The organism is Providencia sp. PROV268, assembly GCF_028477805.1.
GTDB classification, from domain to species: domain Bacteria; phylum Pseudomonadota; class Gammaproteobacteria; order Enterobacterales; family Enterobacteriaceae; genus Providencia; species Providencia stuartii.
The window spans coordinates 23,997-40,143 of record NZ_JAMPLW010000005.1; the positions used below are offsets into that span (position 1 = coordinate 23,997).

General features: G+C 39.1%; 15 protein-coding genes and 1 pseudogene. 7 read left to right on the forward strand and 9 right to left on the reverse strand.

Features of this window, described 5'->3' with window-relative positions:
• Positions 1-6 precede the first annotated feature (6 nt).
• From PR699_RS03725 to PR699_RS03735, 3 genes and pseudogenes are all read right to left on the reverse strand, one after another.
• Positions 7-2,436 (reverse strand): annotated as a pseudogene (locus PR699_RS03725) (DMSO/selenate family reductase complex A subunit).
• 297 nt (positions 2,437-2,733) lie between these two features.
• Positions 2,734-3,999 carry a mechanosensitive ion channel family protein gene (locus tag PR699_RS03730; protein WP_014656205.1) on the reverse strand — a complete coding sequence of 422 codons (1,266 nt, stop codon included), beginning with the start codon at positions 3,997-3,999 and terminating at the stop codon, positions 2,734-2,736.
• A 671-nt stretch (positions 4,000-4,670) separates the two neighbouring features.
• Complete coding sequence (locus tag PR699_RS03735; RefSeq protein WP_014656204.1) at positions 4,671-5,246, reverse strand: DUF308 domain-containing protein; 576 nt, start codon at positions 5,244-5,246, stop codon at positions 4,671-4,673.
• A gap of 321 nt (positions 5,247-5,567) precedes the next feature.
• Here PR699_RS03735 and PR699_RS03740 point away from each other — a divergent pair, with 321 nt between their 5' ends.
• Positions 5,568-6,416 (forward strand): D-amino-acid transaminase, encoded by an 849-nt coding sequence (locus PR699_RS03740; RefSeq protein WP_272572838.1) that lies wholly within the window; start codon positions 5,568-5,570, stop codon positions 6,414-6,416.
• Between the two features lie 9 nt (positions 6,417-6,425).
• On the opposite strand, the gene PR699_RS03745 is transcribed toward PR699_RS03740, so the two are convergent.
• From PR699_RS03745 to PR699_RS03755, 3 genes are all read right to left on the reverse strand, one after another.
• Positions 6,426-7,016: a cysteine hydrolase family protein gene (locus tag PR699_RS03745; RefSeq protein WP_004920932.1), complete on the reverse strand. Its 591-nt coding sequence runs from the start codon at positions 7,014-7,016 to the stop codon at positions 6,426-6,428.
• A 98-nt stretch (positions 7,017-7,114) separates the two neighbouring features.
• On the reverse strand, positions 7,115-8,476 hold the full coding sequence (locus PR699_RS03750; protein ID WP_004920930.1) for a HAMP domain-containing sensor histidine kinase: 1,362 nt from the start codon (positions 8,474-8,476) through the stop codon (positions 7,115-7,117).
• The gene (locus PR699_RS03755) at positions 8,466-9,143 is read right to left on the reverse strand and encodes a response regulator (RefSeq protein WP_014656200.1); all 678 of its coding nucleotides are present in this window, start codon (positions 9,141-9,143) and stop codon (positions 8,466-8,468) included. The genes PR699_RS03750 and PR699_RS03755 overlap by 11 nt, the downstream gene beginning before the upstream one ends.
• A 175-nt stretch (positions 9,144-9,318) precedes the next feature.
• Here PR699_RS03755 and PR699_RS03760 point away from each other — a divergent pair, with 175 nt between their 5' ends.
• Positions 9,319-9,561 (forward strand): hypothetical protein, encoded by a 243-nt coding sequence (locus tag PR699_RS03760; protein WP_004920926.1) that lies wholly within the window; start codon positions 9,319-9,321, stop codon positions 9,559-9,561.
• Positions 9,562-9,583: 22 nt separating this feature from the next.
• The gene (locus PR699_RS03765; protein ID WP_014656199.1) at positions 9,584-10,384 is read left to right on the forward strand and encodes a MipA/OmpV family protein; all 801 of its coding nucleotides are present in this window, start codon (positions 9,584-9,586) and stop codon (positions 10,382-10,384) included.
• 74 nt (positions 10,385-10,458) lie between these two features.
• On the opposite strand, the gene PR699_RS03770 is transcribed toward PR699_RS03765, so the two are convergent.
• Entirely contained in the window at positions 10,459-10,719 is a 261-nt protein-coding gene (locus PR699_RS03770; protein ID WP_004920922.1) for a DinI-like family protein, read from the reverse strand.
• Between the two features lie 214 nt (positions 10,720-10,933).
• Here PR699_RS03770 and PR699_RS03775 point away from each other — a divergent pair, with 214 nt between their 5' ends.
• Positions 10,934-11,509 (forward strand): GNAT family N-acetyltransferase, encoded by a 576-nt coding sequence (locus PR699_RS03775; RefSeq protein ID WP_004920920.1) that lies wholly within the window; start codon positions 10,934-10,936, stop codon positions 11,507-11,509.
• Positions 11,510-11,552: 43 nt separating this feature from the next.
• Here the strand turns inward: PR699_RS03775 and PR699_RS03780 are convergent, their stop codons facing one another.
• A complete protein-coding gene (locus PR699_RS03780; protein WP_014656197.1) occupies positions 11,553-11,963 on the reverse strand; it encodes a GNAT family N-acetyltransferase in 411 nt (136 codons plus the stop codon).
• Positions 11,964-12,055: 92 nt separating this feature from the next.
• Positions 12,056-12,733 (reverse strand): DUF1345 domain-containing protein, encoded by a 678-nt coding sequence (locus PR699_RS03785; RefSeq protein WP_014656196.1) that lies wholly within the window; start codon positions 12,731-12,733, stop codon positions 12,056-12,058.
• 299 nt (positions 12,734-13,032) lie between these two features.
• Here PR699_RS03785 and PR699_RS03790 point away from each other — a divergent pair, with 299 nt between their 5' ends.
• The 3 genes from PR699_RS03790 (at position 13,033) to PR699_RS03800 (ending at position 16,053) form a co-directional block, all read left to right on the forward strand.
• Entirely contained in the window at positions 13,033-14,304 is a 1,272-nt protein-coding gene (locus tag PR699_RS03790) for an MASE1 domain-containing protein (RefSeq protein WP_014656195.1), read from the forward strand.
• A 27-nt stretch (positions 14,305-14,331) separates the two neighbouring features.
• The gene (locus PR699_RS03795) at positions 14,332-15,642 is read left to right on the forward strand and encodes an HdeD family acid-resistance protein (RefSeq protein ID WP_004920912.1); all 1,311 of its coding nucleotides are present in this window, start codon (positions 14,332-14,334) and stop codon (positions 15,640-15,642) included.
• Positions 15,643-15,717: 75 nt separating this feature from the next.
• Positions 15,718-16,053, forward strand: a complete 336-nt coding sequence (locus tag PR699_RS03800) for a multidrug efflux SMR transporter (protein WP_004920910.1) — start codon at positions 15,718-15,720, stop codon at positions 16,051-16,053.
• Positions 16,054-16,147: the final 94 nt, after the last annotated feature.

The window sequence follows — 16,147 nt, forward strand, 5'->3', positions numbered from 1 at the left end:
AACTCCTTAAGCGCGTTTCACTTCAACAAGATTAGTATGTTGTGGTGTTCCTTTCGCTAGTGGTGAAGGAACTTGTGAGGTGAGGGTATTGATACAGCCTCCTGTATCTAATCCTGCTTGATCCAAAGTGCGCCATGCGCCTTGTGGAACGGCAATAACCCCCGGTAATACGCGCTCAGTCACTTTAACTCTAATCTGAATGCGACCACGGTCGTTGAAAATTTCTGCAATATCACCATTGCTTAAACCACGCTCTTGCGCGTCGATTGGGTTAAGCCAGAATTGATGAGGGATCGCTTCACGTAACATTTCAACATTAAAATAGCTTGAATGGACGTGACCTTTGTCGTGGAAACCGGTCATTAACAGAGGGTAAGTCTGTTGATTACGTTGCTGCTCAACACCTTCTTTGTTTGCACAGTACTCAGGGATGGCAGGAATACGTTGGCCCTCAGGAAGCTCCCAGTTTTTAACACGCTCTGCTAACTGCTCAGAATAGATTTCAATCTTACCTGATGGCGTTTTCAGTGGATTCGCAATCGGGTCATCACGGAAATCTTTTAGGGCAATGTGTTTTGACGTATCAGCAAATCGACGGTCAATAATGCCTGCACCATCTGTTTCACTAAATTCAGGTAGATGAGGCATAGTTTCACGGGTTTTATTGTAGCAATACTCAATCCACTCTTCATAAGTGCGACCTTCAGTAAACTGCTCTTTTACACCCATTTTTTCTGCAATTTCGGCCAATACATCATAGTTAGGGCGATTTTCCCACAATGGCTCGATAGCATTTTGTAAACGCACCAGATAATGATATGCGCCACTTGCGTATGAGTTGTTGATCAGATCGTTGGTCTCAACAGGAGTAACATCTGGCAACAGTAAATCAGCGTATTTAGCCGATGGAGTATTATGATTATCCCAAACTAAGATAAATTCACATTTTGACTCGTCAGATAGAATTTCATGTGTTTTATTCAAGTCAGCGTGCTAGTTACCAATAACATTACTGGAGTAACACCACATGAACTTAATATCGTTGTTTAGCTTATCTGCGCCTTTGATACCGCCATTTTCTGCGGTTAACTCTTTGCCGCGCACGATCGCTTCTGTCCACATAAAGGATGGCAGCGTTGCTTTGACAGGGTTTGGTAAACTAAATCCGGCAACAGGATAAGCAATGCTATTACCCCATAGGCCAGTGTTAGTACCTGAACGACCGATGTTGCCTGACATAATAGGCAGCATCATAATGGAACGGCAAGCCTGTTCGCCATTCTCAGTACGCTGTAGACCCCAACCTTGTGAAATCCAAGCATGATTTGCGTTACCAATTTCACGAGCCAGTTGAATGATCCGCGAAACAGAAATACCTGTTAGCTTACTTGCCCATTCAGGTGTTTTCGCAATGCCATCAGGACCATTTCCTAAAATATAATCTTTGTAGGAGCCATTACGTGGCGCTGAAGCAGGGAGTGTGCTCTCATCCCAACCGACACAATAGTTTTTCAAAAACGCTTCATCAGTTAGGCCTTCTTGGATCATCACATAACCCAATGCAGCAACCAGCGCGGCATCCGTACCAGGATAGATTGGGATCCATTCTGCGCCTAGCGTCGTCACGCTGTCAGTGCGACGAGGGTCAATAATGATGACTTTAGCTTTACTTTTCTCAAGTGCGTTCAATGTTTCATAAAATTGACCGCCACCAGACATACGCGTTTCGGCAAGGTTATGACCAAACATCACGACTAAGTCAGAGTTTTGGATCTCAGATAGGAGCGATTCTTCAACGCTACCGTATACATACGGTGTGATTTCCATTAATTGAGCATAGGAATAGGTGCCGTAGTCACCGAGAAAACCACCGGTTAGGCTTAATAAACGTTTACAGGCCGCACGACCATGTAAATTCGCCCCTGTCGAACCCGTACCATACTGATAATAAATGGCATCACTACCATATTTATCAATAGTGTATTTTAGTTTTTCTGCGATGATAGTAGTCGCTTCATCCCAACTGATTTTCTTGAACTTACCTTCGCCACGTTTACCAACACGTACCATTGGGTATTTCAAACGATCTGGGTTATAGGTTTTCCAACGTACAGAGCGACCACGTAAACATGGACGAATTTGGTGTTCGCCCAAAGTTGAGTCGTCGTACATGGTTTCGTTAGAAATACGGCTGATAACACCATCTTTAACATGGACTTTGAGTGGACAACGGCTACCACAGTTAACTAAGCAAGCGCTGTAACTGATTTTCTCGTTGACTTCATCAGGCATGATCTCTGGTGTTTTTGCTTGAGCGGTAAAAGGAAGAGTGATTGAGCCTGCAACAGCAGCAGCGGTAGCAACCGTTGCAGAGGTTTGAATAAACTCCCTCCGACTCAGCTCTCCAAAATGAGTATTTTTATTTGTTTTATGCATTGACATTGCCTATATGTAAAGTTCGACATCACTTTCTTGTTTTATATGTTAAAAAAAGTCACTCATCAGCAACATGACCTACATCAACAATATCCCTGATAAATTAGAGGAAATTAATTATTATCACATTAATTTTTAAAGGATTTTTTCTATTATCTAGAGGGGATAGTCGCATTTAAATTATCTATCGTTATGTGACTATTTATATAGAGAGGTGAGAGAAATAGAGGAAAAGAGGGGTTTCCCCCTCTTAAAAACTACTACCTAAGTTGTAATACCATAAATTAACTTAATTAATCACTGTTGGGTATTAGATCCAGTGACTGTTTGACCGATAGCTCGCATATCTGTGCCTGTTGGTGACTGGTGAACGCGCAGTTCAAACTGTGGCAGAATGGAGAAAATATGGTCAAAGATATCAGATTGGATCCCTTCATACTCAACCCAAACAGTGGTATTGGTAAAGGCATAAATTTCAATAGGTAACCCATTTGAGTCAGATTCAAGCTGCCTTACCATAATTGTCATATTTTTATGGATTTTAGGATGTGCCTTCAAATAAGCTTCAACATAGGCACGGAAAGTACCAATATTGGTTAGCCTACGCTGGTTAAGTGGTGTCACTCTATCTTCGGGAATAGACGAGTTAAAGACTTTAATTTCAGAAATTTTATCACCAATGTAGGGCTCTAAAAGATTCGCCTTAACTAAAGAGTCAATCTGCTCTTGGTCAAGAAAATGGATACTCGTGGTATCTAGGCGAATACTACGTTTAATACGACGCCCCCCTGATTCAGTCATCCCTTTCCAGTTTTTGAATGAGTCTGAAATCAAGGCATAAGTTGGAATAGTTGTAACAGTGTTATCCCAGTTACGCACTTTAACGGTTGTTAAACCAATGTCGGTGACAGCACCATCGGCGCCATATTTAGGCATTTCAAGCCAATCGCCAATGTTAACCATATTGTTTGCAGAGAGTTGGATCCCTGCGACTAACCCCATGATTGGGTCTTTAAAGACCAACATCATGACCGCCGTCATTGCACCTAATCCACTGAGTAGGATCAGAGGGGATTTTCCGATTAGCAGTGCAATGATCATAATTGCAATGAGTACGGATGCGATAAGTTTTACGCTTTGGAAGATCCCACGTAACGGCAGGTGAGCTGTTTTTGCGGCGCGCTGTAATACGCTAAGCAAAATATCGAGAATAGAGAAAAACGTAAGTAACCCAAACAGTAAGCACCAAGCCTGTGAAGCAACACTTAATATCTGTTGTGCGGTAGAGCCTGAATGAAGCCATAGAACGGCTTGGATGTTGACGACAACACCTTGGATAACAAACGCAATGCGATTAAATAGATTAAACTGGGTTAATTGACGTTGCCAGCCACTGCCTTTTTTCTGACCACTTTTCTCTATCCGAGGAAGGATAATTTTGTGCAGAATAAAATGCAAAATTAAGGCGACAACAAGAATTAAGCCTAATACGATTAACAGTGAAGCAATTTCGGCATAATCTTGGTTGAACTGGCGTACCCAGTCTAGCAGTTGCTGCTGCATGTGTTCTCCTTCTTTATTGGCATCCATTGTGCTGAAAGATGCTTTAGTTCAATTTTCCACTTTATAGACAACTTATAGATAGTAACATAAATTTAACCAAAACTCACCCATAATAGCGAAACAATCTAAGATAGCCAAAAATATAAGCCGAAAATATGCGTTTAAAGCGAAATGTGAGCCTTAAATAAACCTATAGAGGCTTAATTAGCAGGTAATAAAAACGGCTGACTGTATTGACAAGATATGGCTCGTCAATAGGCGGCATATCTCATTTAGTTATTTATGATGACTAAGTAGAGGGAGAGGAATCGGTGATATGGGGGCAACTGTGATTAACGCTATAGTTGGATAAAAAAACAGCCTTAATGAGTTAAGGCTGTATTGCAAAAAAATATGCACAGAACGCTAAAGATGAGGTAATAAAATATGCGCTGTCTTACATAAAACGTTTAGCAAGTAATTCAATAACTTCTTGAACATCACTAATAAATTCTTTAAGGGTATGCATGGGAACTCCAAATGTTAAAGTGTGATCTAGATCACTTGATGGCATTTTAACTATTGGAAAAGGAAAGTCAAGCTTGGATTAAATATTATTTTAATTTTTAAAAAATATTTGATGGCGAGTTTGTTAGGTAGGTAACAGGGGGGAACTCGCCATCAATCATGGGCTATTTATTGGTGTTTTTTAAGGCCCCAGCCAGTAGGAACAGGGTGAAAGAGCTAAAGAGCAATTCAATACCAATAAACAGGGTTAATAGGGTGATGGAAGTTTGAGCATTTCCGCTTAGTAGCATATAGGCGATGATAAAATCTAAAATACCAATCAAAATATTCATCATTCCGGCTGCTGAACTAAACAGCTTAGTACCTGCGTAGATCCGAATGACCCCGCCGAAAATAAATAAAATAGCGACAAAAATGGCGAGAAATAACAAGCTTTGTAGTGGGTCTGAGAGGAACGCATAACCTAAAATAAGGTAGGCGATACCGACGATTAAACTGAATAAAATAGACATATTCGCGTAGAGTCGGTTGAAGAAAATATTCAAAATAACGGCTACGCCACTGACTAATAACACCACGCCAATGAAAGAACTGAATACGATCCCAGATACAAGCGGATTAGTAATACAGACAATCCCCCCAATGAGCAATAATAAGGCAACGAGATAAATAATCGTTCTATGACCTTTTAATTGTGACTCTGCAAGGTTTTTAAGTTGATCTGGATTGATATTAAGCATGATAAGGCTCTCCCTTATGTCAAATAAAGAGTAGTTGACGGGGTTGATTTGTATTAATTTTAAAAATATAGGGCATTAGCATTTAGTTCAATAGCTATTTCACAAAAATAACAAAAATGACTATTGTTAATACTAGAGAATCAATCTAAAAGTGATGAATTTTGATCTCACATTAATATTCATCAATAAAAAACACTCAATTAATGAGCGTCTAAAATAGATTTTATTGCAACAATGACGTTTTTATTGTGTGGCATGGCTGTCGATCTCTATTTCATCACATAACTTGGTGTGTGCAATTTGAAAAGGAAAAGTAACGCTATGATGACTTATATCAATGGGCGGTTTATCCCAGAGGAGCAGGCCTCGATATCAATTTTTGACCGTGGGTTTTTATTTGCCGATGCTGTATATGAGGTAACAGCTGTCATTAACGGGAAGTTAATTGATTTTAAAAACCATATAGCAAGGTTAAAACGGTCATGTCGTGAATTGGAATTAGCACTACCTTATACAGAGGATGTATTATTTGATATTCATCGGCAACTTATTGAAAAAAATAACCTCACTGAAGGCCTCATCTATTTACAATTAACACGTGGAAATGCAGGGCAGCGTAATTTCTTATTTCCTGATAAAACGATCCCCCCAACATTGGTTCTTTTTGCTCAGCAGGCATCTATTATTGAGAACCCTCGTGTAAAAACAGGGATTAGAGTTGTGACATTTGAGGATATTCGTTGGCAGCGTTGTGATATTAAAACAGTTGCATTACTTGCAGCATGTTTAGCAAAAGAATATGCCCGCTCTCAGGGAGTTGAAGATGCCCTTTTTGTCAAAGATGGTTTTATAACAGAGGGCAGTTCCAGCAATTTTTTTATTATCACCGCTGAAAATAAAATTAAAACACGTAGCTTAAGCCATGAAATATTGCCCGGCATTACAAGGCAAGCCATTTTAACCCTTGCGCAAGAACAAAACTTAGCGGTTGAAGAAAGTGCATTTACCATTGAAGAGGCAATAACTGCTAAGGAAGCGTTTATTACTTCATCAACAACGCTTGTTTGGCCGGTGATTGAAATTGATGGGCAGAAAATTGCTGGGGGCAAGCCAGGGCAGTTAGCACTCCGGCTTCGCGATATTTATATCCAGAAAATGTTAGCACTATAAAAACAATAATCAGTAGGATGGTTTGACGTTTCCTTGCAAAAATTCGGAGAGTGAAGAAACGGTGGCCATTCCTTGTAATGCTTGCATACTTTGTTGATGCAACTCTAAGCTTGCTGCTGCACAAAGTTCATCAATGACGGTAACTTGATAACCAAGATCATGGGCTTGGCGAGCGCTGCTTTGAATTGCGAGTAGTGAACTCACTCCGCCAAAAATAACCTGTTTAATATGATTTTCTTGTAACCAATGTGCAAGTTGATTTCCAGTAAATGCACTAACGCCTTTTTTAATCATAATGAGGTCTCGGAGCTGTACATCAAGATCTTTAACCCAATGACAACCAGAACTACTTAATTTTAATGCGTTAAGCTGTTTTGCACGGTGAAACATCGGAGAGCCTGCTGGAATATCTTGATAATCATCAGCAAACCCAACCTTGACCCAAATAACAGGGATGTTGTGGCTACGTGCAAAAGCAGCCGCTTGATTAGCGTTCTCAACAACATGACGTTCTTGCGCTTGTAGGTAACTGGTATTTGATAATCCATTCTTACCTATAATATCTTCAATGAGGTCGATAATAATTAATGCTTGAGACATGAGCCTTCCCTTTAACAAAATAAGTAAAAAGACTTATAGAATTAAATTATAGCCCAAAAAACGGTCTAAGCTCTATGATCTTAATGGCAAAATTATCATTAAGGTAAATCAATAATAAATCCAACACCTTTCTTATCTAACCCATCTGTCACTCGGATAGTCGCATCAATTTTTGTCGCAAGATTATGGACAATGGAAAGCCCAAGGCCACTTCCTGTTTCCATTGTTCCGGGTACACGATAAAAACGTGAAAAGATCAGTTGGCGACTTTCTTCAGGGATCCCTCGACCATTATCTTGCACGGTTATAGTGGCACCGAACGGACTTAAATCTCTAATGGTGATCTTAATTTTGCCTTTTTTGTCACTATATTTAATCGCGTTTTCCAGCAAGTTGGTAAAAATAGTGGTCAATGCAAGTTTATCGGTGGTAATAAAAACATTATCAGGACTTTGTAATTCAATATCGATATCTTGGCTAATCGCATGGGGAACATGTGATGAAGTGATATGGGAAATTAAAGTAGGTATATTAATTTGCTCTTTATTGACAGAAAAGTCTTCAGCTTCTAAGCGTGCTAAATCAATAAGTTGGTGAGACAATGAAGCTGCCCGATTTAAAGCGGCTTGCATATCTTTGACAATCTCCTCCCTCTCTTTGACATTGTCTATTTGCATCAATAAATGCAATTGTGCAATCACAGCAGCGATAGGGGTTCGGAGTTCATGGGCGGCATCTGCCATAAAACGTTTTTCGCGCTGGTTGGCGGCATCGACCCGCAACATGAGATTATTGATAGCAGTAATAATAGGGCGGATTTCTTTATATTGCTCTTTGACTTCAATTGGCGTCAAATTCCCCGGCTTACGGCTGGAGATTATAGTTGCAGCTTGTCTGAGTGGTCGCAAACTGAAATAAGCGGTGACAATAATAGCGATTAGCATGATACCTAATATAAATAATAAAGGTATTGCGGTGCCTTCTGCAGGGCTGCCAATTATTGATTTACGGTCAAAATAGGATTCACCAAGGATCACCTCAATGGTGTGCGCGTCATTCCATGACACAGTAAAGTGCCAATTTGGTTGCTGTGCTTGTAATTCATTGAACGTAATATTGTCAGTTATATTAATTTTATCGCTATTACGGTATAGCACTTCACCATGTTGATTACGGATAACAACAAAAGGCTTATAGGAGACTTCCAAGCCATTTTCCATCGCATCGGTATACATTTTTTGTAATGAGGTGGCGATACGATCAAAATATTCAGGATTATTGGTAACGGCGCCTAAAGTATCAGCAAAGCCTTTGGTAACAATTTGTTGTTGCCGGTTAAAATCATCATCAATGCTAGGTAAATAAAAAAATTGTAGCCAGCCAACGAGCAGCCCCCACAGTAAAACCACTGAGCTTATCTGTAAGAAAAAGGTGTAAATAAAAAAGGATTTAACTTTCACTTGGCTGAGCTTCTTTTTTAAGTAAATAACCAATGCCGCGGATAGTGATAATGCGATCTTTACCTATCTTGCGTCGTAAGTTGTGAATATGTACCTCAAGCGAATTACTTTCTATTTTATCATCGAAACCAAATAGGCGCTGTTCAAGATCGGCCTTGCGAACTACATTATCGGCATTTTTCACTAATTCATATAAAAGTTGATACTCTTTGCCTGATAGTAGCAAAAGCTGATCATTTAAGAGCACTTGGTGATTGATTGGATTTAATTGCAGATTATCCAATTGCCAAATTTCCGATGAAAAACCTGCCATACGGCGGCTGACCGCTTTTACACGAGAAATTAACTCTGGCATGGCAAATGGCTTGGTTAAAAAGTCATCGGCACCAGAATCTAGACTGGTTACTAAATTATCCATCTGATTACGTGCGGTCAAAATAATAATCGGTATTGATTGGCCTGAGCGGCGCCATGCGATTAATTCCTCATTACCATCACCATCAGGCAATCCTAAGTCTAGGAGCATGAGATCAAAATTACGGGAATTGAGTTGTTGTTTAGCATCCGAAAGTAACCGTACCCAAAGTGGATTAAAACCTGCAAGTTCTAAGCCACGGCAGAGTGCTTTGCCTAATTGGAGATCATCTTCGACTAATAGAATATTCATTTTATCACCTCTCTGGCGAGCAGTATAAGCAGGCAACATTTTTCCGACAATATAATCAAGGTCAATTCAACGTGAGATTTAATAAAGCCTTAAGGTTTGTTTAACCCATTTTTAAGGTATGAATGAGTAATAAGATTATTATTTTAACGTCTTTGCAGTTATAGGAATAACTAAAATGAAATTACAACTTATTGAGAGCACAGCTTTCGTTACGGTTATTTTTATCTCAATGATTTTAATAGGGAAAAATTTTAATTTGCCGAAGGAAAGGTTATTTCCAGCGGTTTCAATAAACGAAATTCATGCTTGTACAAAAATAAAAAGTTGCATTGCAAATGAGAAAATCACTAAAGAAGTAAAGAATGGTACTAATCCGATGAAGGAAATCAAAACGTTTATTAGGCAGAAAATTTATTAATAAATAAGATAGGAAACTTCTAATGAAACAATTGTGTTCAGCGGTAACCTTGGTTGCGGCATTATTACCCTATAGTGCTGTCATGGCAGGGGAAACTATGCTGATATTAGGAGCTGCTGGCTCAGTAATGCCCGCTTATGAGGGATCCAATAAATACCTATTTTCACCGACAGTTGATATTAACTATGGCTATATATCCGATGATTATGGTGTATTTAGTATTGGATTAGAAGGGGCGGAATGGGCAATTGGTTTAACAGATAACTTCACGTTTTCTAGCCGAATTGGCTATGATGCCGGACGAGATGAAAAAATAGGGATTTTGGGCAATAAAAATGAAGATCTCAAAGGGATGGGCGATTTAGATGGTTCAATGACCGTAGGAGCCACAGTCAACTACTCAATCAATAACTACCAGCTTTATGTTTCAGCAGACATGGCAACCAAAGATCGCCACTATGGGGGGCGAAATATTGGTAGAACAGTGAACGTTGAAATCGGTGGTATTGGTAATTACCAAATAAATAGCAAGTGGGATATTGAATATACGTTAGCGACGGTCTGGGGAAATAAAGCTTATAATCAAGCTTATTTTGGCGTATCAAAACAGCAGGCAAGTCGCTCACGCTTTAATGAATATGACGCGGGAAGTGGCTTTAAAGATATTCACGGTGGTGCCATATTAAATTATAACCTAAATGAAGACACCGCGCTTTATACTGGCGTTGGTGCTTATTACCTAGTTGGAGATGCTGCGAAAAGCACGCTTACTGAGCAGCGTTTAGGATGGGTTGGTTTAGCTGGAATAAAATACACTTTTTAAAACGTATTATTTTAGATAGTGGCAAAGGAATGCTGAGCTAATTTAGCCAGACATTCCTTTAATTGACCACATGCCTAATCCATTGAATTTTGTTCAGGGATCCAGCCATCGTCCAGCCAAATTTCCTCTAATATCTCTTCAATACGAGCCTTATCTTGCGCAAGTTTGGTGCCTGAAATATTAATTCGCTGGCTAGAGCTAAAAGCAACCCGCGTTATCATGTCTGGATATTGTGGGCTAAGTTTACGAGTAATTTCAGTTTCAAGTGCTTGCAAGATAATATCACTAGGTTTTTGTGGTGCATTTTTATCAAATAAAATCTCAATGCGTAACATAATCGCCTCTACCTAACACTGTATTCATATACAGTATTTTTAGATTGAGAGAGGGATAAAGTCAATATCAGAATGATAATATTTTTTAAAAGACCAAAGGATTGTTATCCTTAAGAGGTAATTATCTATTTTTATCTATGAAAAACAAATGATTATATTAGCTTCTTACCCCAAGAGAAAGTGAAAATCAGTTGCCGAGTAATAGATAATAGGTATGCTAACAGGGTTTGTTTGTAAAATAATGGATTTTAGTTTAATGCTGACCGTCACGAGATTAACAGAGAAAGATTCGATAGAAATAGAAAAGGTCAATGGCCTCTACGATTTGTCATTCCCGGCTTATGAAAAAAGAAGTTATCAAGGGCGACAAAGTATACTTAAACATAAAGATTATTATTTGTACTCTTTTTCTGATGAAGGTGTTTTTATTGGTTTTGTAGGAAGTTGGAAAATTGGTGATTATTTTTATATTGAACACCTTGCTATATCGCCTAATTTACGGGGAAAGGGATACGGTCAAAAAGTGCTAAGCAGCTTCTGTGAACAAGTGAGTCGGGTTATTCTGGAAATCGACCCTGTTATCGATGAAATTAGTGAGAAAAGGCTGCGTTTTTACCACCATTGCGGCTTTAAGCAAAATGAATATCAACATGCCCATCCAAGCTATCATCCTGAATATGCACCACATCAATTGGAAATTTTAAGTTATCCAACGAAGATAAATCCGCAAACCTATCAGCAATTTAATGAAAAATTGACAAATGTAGTGATGCACGCTTCTTTGTTATAAGGTTTTAAATTAAACATTATGTTTGCTCAGTGGTAGAAGGTGTTCATCGGCAAAAATAGATCAATTCAGGATCGCCTTCGTCAAGGTTCTCTATTATTCCACTCGGAATAAACTGAGCATTCGCGAGTAATCTTTGCATGGAAACGTTTGATTGATTGGTTGAGGTGAATAGCTTTGGAGTCACACAAGTTAATTTAAACTGTTCTATTAACTGTGAGCCTATGCCTTGTCGCCGAAATTCGCTATCAACCATCAACATTTCAATAAATCCACATCCAAAAAAGCGGTAATGTAAAACGCCATAGGCAATAATTTGGCTCTGGCGTTCGATGAGATAGCAATTCTTCTCATTAACCCATTGCTGAATATTTTGGGCTCGTTCAGCGGTCGCTACGCTATCAATGTGTTTCAGTGCTTCGATATCTTGTGGTGTGGCGAGTCGAAAATAATCCAATCATTGTTCCTTTTTAATAATTATCATGCCGCTGTCTTTGTGCTATTAGCGTGTAACTGATTCAGACGGCGTGAAAATAAGCCTCATTAACGTTAGAAAAAACTTGCCGAGATATTGATACATAACCCTAAGATTGCCATGTTAAAAATAAAAGAAATAACGGACTGTAGCAATACCGCACGACGCATAGGAGTTGAGGCAACTTCAACATCCGCTGTTTGTGACGCGACGGCAATAGTAAAAGAGAAATACATAAAATCGGAATAACTCGGCTCAAGCAATTTATCAGGAAACCGCAACCATGGCTGTTGTTTATCTGAATTACTGTAATACAAATGTGCATAGTGCATGGTAAAGCCGGTAGGAAGCAGTAACCACGAAGAAATCAGTGTTGAAGCCGTTAGTGCATAAGAAACAAATTTATCATCTTGCGAAAAATCGCCATGGCCCCCTAACGCAAAAAATAACACCAATAAACTGACACAACAGCCCGCGACGAGAAAAAATATAACCATACGCGCACTTTCATCCTCAACTCTGGTTATTTTGCGTATATCTTTGACTTTATGATTAATAATTCGAGCAAAGAGAAAAAGTAAATAGATCCAAGCAAAGGCGTTCCAACTTAGGATCAAACACATCATAGTGCCTTGATATGGCAACAGAGCGAAAAAGGTAGTCAATGCAACAAGCAAAGAGATAATAAAGCGAGGCCGTGAACGAAATGCATGACGGAGAATATGTGTAATATGAGCAGGGTAACGTAACATCGACTAAACCTTCAACAGACTAGAAAAATAATATTCACTATATCAAATAGTTGTATATTTGTTCTAAGTAAATTGCACTATGATGGAAACCTTTGCACGATAGGTGCGTTGTCGCGGCGCAGTTTTTGCGATATTTCGTTATTAAGTGAGGTATGATTAAGATACTATCGAACATAATAAATCAGTGTAATTACTATACCTGAGGCTCTAATTTTGCTATTTTTTGCCAGCGAAAAGGGGATTTGTTCTTTTTTATTGAGAAACACCAGAGATAACTTTTACTGAGCCTGAGATAATATATGAAAACATCTCTGTTATCACAGAAAATGCCATTCGTTGCCATAATAGGCTGGCTGTTGCTTTATTATGTGACAGGTGAGATTTCAGAAATTCTCACGCCACCTAACGCTGAAATTTCCGTTGTCTGGTTTCCTGCCGGAGTAGCAACGACGGCATTTCTATGTATGCATAAACGCCAATGGCCAATATTGTTATTTGGCTTCATTGTGTTAAATCTTTTTTTAGATGGCTTTGATAGTGAAGCTATTCTAATTTCAGTTCTTTACTCTATTTTAGGGGTACTTTCCTGCATTGTTATTGCTTGGATTGTACGCAAATATGCCCATCAAGATGATGATTTGCATATTATCTTACTATGGCTATTTACCATCATCATTGTCAGTTTGTTAGATGCGGTATTGTTTTCGGTCAGCATGTATTGGTTGGATCATACTTCGATTAAAAATATCTTTTGGGATGGATTTATTGCTGATATTACAGGGAATATATTTGCTACAACAGTGATGATGGGGTTAATAAATACCCGATTTAAAACGATAACTAATTTGCGGATGCATTTAATTTGGGGCGTCGTCGTTCTTGGCTTACTGATTATGAGTACTATCTTGATATTTAATGATAGTGCAATACAACTGTATAACGCCTATTTCCACCATCAACGTAATCTTATTCGGCTATCTTTGCTGTGTATTCCTGTTTTATTTGCCGTTATTTTATCCTTGCTCTGGGGGAACCGTGGGGGGTCATTAGCATTATTAGTGCTTGCCACTATCACTATCTATTATACCAGTAATCGACAAGGGCCTTTTTATCTTCACGGCTTGTTTCGTCATGAGTCTCTTTGGCTTATTCAAGGTTATTTGACAGTAATATCGCTATTAATGGTATTTTTGCGCGTTGTGACGCGTAGCACTCAACGGATCGATGAAAATCAAGGCATCTATACTCGACAGCATCTTGTTTATCAATTGAATTTAAGCGATGGAACGATTGAATGGGGAAACTCAAATAACGGTATTCCTGATACAGATATTACTGCATGTTCCAATATTAAGCAGCTTATCGAGGCCATTCATCCTGAGGATCAGGAAAAACTTAATCAGCATTGGTATTCACAGCAGCATCATGCTGTTCTTCCCACAATACTATTTCGTTTTGCGGATAGCGATGGCCACTGGTGGACGATAGAAGATCGTGGCAGTGTATTTTTTGGTAGCAGCGATCCCATGATGGTTGTTGGTAATTGGTTTATTTCAAGTGAAGTTTCTTGAAATTGAGGTCATAACAAGGGATAGGTGATGCTACAAATTGCATTATTACTCTTTGGTGCGGAGTTCATCAGAGGAAAAGCTCATTACCTTTGGGGTATAGGGAGCCTTTGGTGTTTGATGGGTATTTTTATTTTTATTGATGGCCTTGATGGGAATGCTTTCTTCCCGATACATCTCTTTGGTTTGTTATTATTTCTAGAAAGTTTGGTGACATTAAGTGTCGCTTCGAGTGGGGTTGGTACCCAAAAAGCAATACTCTTTTTTAAAGGTTGTCTATTTCTGTTTTGCGCACTGGTTATATTAATCAATCAAAAATTTAGTAATGTACTGCTATCAGCAATGTTTGGCTTTGCTTACTTTTTTACTGGTTTATTTGTGGTCGTGTCTGCATGGGTTGTTCGTTTCCCCGGATGGCAATTGGTCATGATATGGGGAGGAATTGAAATATTTTTTGCATTCTTTCTGTTTACGCATCATCAAGCCACTATCTCCTTTTTTCTCGGATTTTTAATGATAGGAAGTGGTTTAGGTTGTTTGCGAATTGCGTTGCGCGCACGTTATATTCGGCGGGGAACAGCAATATTTGAGCTTATGCGTCCGAGGCCTATGTCATTTAAAAAGACAGGCGCTACCGCAACGAATACGACGGCTTCAACGGCAGATACTTTGAAGCAAAAAATAGATCCTAACTCAGTTTTAACGGTCCATATATGGACACCGGAAGGCTCTGCTAATCAGCGTCCTGTGCCACGCCCAATTATTAATCGCTATATTGCCGCAGTTGATGCCGATGGTGTTATTTCAACAGGGCATGCCGCATTAGAACTTTATCCCTATATCTATATTAGTTTATATCCAGCGGAAGATATTGACCGTTCTCCTTCAGAGTTTTTTAGAATATTGAAGGCAACGGCTGCTAATAATGTGCCGGGGCGTTTCTTACCTGATTATCAAACAGAAGCTTCAGAATGGTGTGATTCAGATAGGAGGATCACTTTCGAGGTTTATAACTCAGCATCATTGATAGCTTTTTGGGAAAAATATCGGCAGCACCCAGTTTATAATCTGACATATCAAAATTGCTCTAGCAGCGTTGCGTATGCGTTAGAGGCTGCATTGGATGGAGTTTTATCTATCCAGAAAAGAAGCAGTTTTTTGGGAGTATTAAGTGTACTTTGTATGCCTGAATTATGGATAGCCGCTCAGATACGGCGTCGCGCACGGATGATGGCCTGGACTCCAGGATTGATGATGGATTATGCACGAGCATTACGCGCTATCGTCCATCCAGCGCCTATACCGTGGTACAAGCGCATACCATGGCGGCGCACGTCATAGCATTATGATGAATCAATAATCTATTTTGTTTAACAAGGGAGCGATGAGCTTCCAAAATGAGTCAACGAGGTCTTTATGCTGAAAGTATACGCAATCTTAATGGTGTCTATATTAGCTGAAACAGCAGCGACAACCATGATGAAAGCGTCTGATGGATTTACCCGCTTGGTGCCGAGTATTATAGTTATCGTAGGTTATGCCGTCTCTTTTTATGGCTTATCGCAGGTCGTAAAAAGTATGAATATTGGCATCGCATATGCGATATGGGCAGGAGTTGGGATATTCCTTGTTTCGGTATTATCGTTCTTTGTTTACAAACAGAAACTCGATCTTCCAGCATTAATTGGACTAGGGTTCATTGCATTGGGCATTATTATTATCCAACTGTTTTCAAAATCGGTTATTCATTAAGCCAGTCTGGTCAAGAGCAGTATGCGGAGGCACTGTATCTTTACGTTAAGAGACTACGATTAAACGACTGATAATAATAAAAAATAAATTTTTC